Consider the following 2,056-nt stretch of genomic DNA (forward strand, 5'->3'; position numbering starts at 1 on the left):
ACCTGGTGCGGTGGCTGCCGGACGGGCGCTTGGAGTTTCTGGGGCGGATGGATGAACAGGTGAAAATCCGCGGTTACCGCATTGAGCCCGGGGAAATCGCCAACCGTTTGTTGGAGCATGCTTCCGTCCGGGAGGCCTTTGTCACCGTGCAGCTGAATCCTTCTCAAGAACCGGAGTTATGCGCATATTTCGCAGCGTCGTCTCCTTGTTCCGCGGAAGAATTACGGGAGCATTTAAGTTTGAAATTGCCTGACTATATGGTTCCGGTTCACTTTATCGAAATGGAGAAACTCCCCTTGACCCGAAACGGCAAAGTGGACAAAAAAGCATTGCCGTTGCCGGAAGCCGACACAACCCGAAGCAAGGATGACGCACCGGCCACTCCCGCCGAGGAGCAGTTGATCGAAATCTTGAAGGAGATTCTCCATACCGAACAAATCGGAGTCCATGACAGCTTCTTTGAAAAAGGCGGCAACTCCCTCAAAGGGATGATGTTGTCGGCGCAAGTCCACAAGAGGATGCATACGGAACTGCCTTTGCGGGAGATTTTTGCCCGTCCCGTGGTCAAGGAGATGGCCGCATACATCGAAAATCAAAAAACGGCTGAACATGTCACCATCGCTCCGGCACCCAAACAAGCTTATTATCCGGTTTCATCCGCACAGAAACGGTTGTATGTGGTCGGGCAACTGGAAGGAATGGGCACCGGTTACAACATGCCCCATGCCTTTTCCATCCGAGGAAATTTGCCGGTTTCCCGTCTCGAAGAAGCATTCCGGGCACTGGTGGAACGGCACGAATCCTTGCGTACTTCGTTTCATCTCATTGATGGCGAATTGATGCAAAAAATTCACACCGATGTGGAGGTCCGGGTGGAGTGTTATCAAGCCCAAGACCGTCCGGATGTGAAACAAAAAATTCAACAGTTCATCCGTCCGTTTGATTTGGAGAAAGCTCCGTTGATCCGGGTCGGAATGATCGAACATGCCAAGGAAGAAGAACAGATCTTGGTCATCGACATGCATCACATCATTTCCGACGGTGTCTCGATGAACATCCTGTTTCAGGATTTGATGAAATGCCTGCAGGGAGAAACGTTGCCGCCGGTGTCCCTGCAATACAAGGATTATGCCGTCTGGCAACAAAAGGAAAAACAAAAGGATACATGGAAAAAACACGAGCAGTATTGGATGAATGAACTTTCCGGCGAACTTCCGGTTCTGGATTTGCCCACGGATTACCCGCGACCTTCCGTACAACGGTTTGACGGGGACCATATGACTTTCGAAATCGAGCACCGATTAACCCGGAAATTGAAACGGCTTGTGGATGAGAAAAAAGCGACTCCGTATATGGCACTCTTGGCCGCGTACAATTTGCTGTTGGCGAAATACACCGGCAAAAACGACATCATTGTCGGCTCGCCGATTGCCGGAAGATCGTATGCCGGTTTGGAGTCCATGGTGGGGATGTTTGCCAATACGCTTGTGGTTCGCAACCGGATTGATTTGCAACTTCCGTTCACAGTCTTTTTGGAACAGGTGAAGGAACGCGTCCTGCAAATGTATGAGCATCAGGATTATCCGTTTGAGGAATTGGTGGAAAAGTTGGATACCCAGCGCGATTTGAGCCGCAATCCCCTTTTTGACACCATGTTTGCCATGCAGAATATCGACATGCCGGTTTTTAAACTGCAAGGATTGAAAATTCGCCAAGGGGAGATTGAATGGAAAAAATCGAAATTTGATTTGAGCTGGATGATGGCGGAAGATGAGGAAACATTCAAAGGGGTTGTCGAATACAGCACTTGCCTGTTCAAGCCCGGGACCATCCGGCGTATGATTGGCCACTTTGTTCATATTCTCGAACAGATTGTGGATGATCCCGGAATTCGGCTGTGCGAGATTGAGCTTCCCACGTTGGAAGAGAAATGGGAGATATTGCAAACCTTTAACCAAACCCGTCTGGAGTATCCGCGGGGAAGAACGATTCCGTCCTGGTTTGAAGAACGGGTGGAAAAGCAACCGGACCGGGTGGCGGTGGTTTGCGGCGAAGA

1 protein-coding gene is annotated in these 2,056 nt (G+C 50.2%); it reads left to right on the forward strand.

What is annotated here, in order from left to right; translation table 11 throughout:
* The coding region (locus tag ATH33_RS00325; protein WP_249037504.1) for a condensation domain-containing protein at nucleotides 1-2,056 on the forward strand (2,056 nt) is incomplete at both ends.

Origin of the sequence: Thermoactinomyces vulgaris (assembly GCF_003688725.1) — a bacterium.
Classification (GTDB): Bacteria; Bacillota; Bacilli; order Thermoactinomycetales; family Thermoactinomycetaceae; genus Thermoactinomyces; species Thermoactinomyces vulgaris.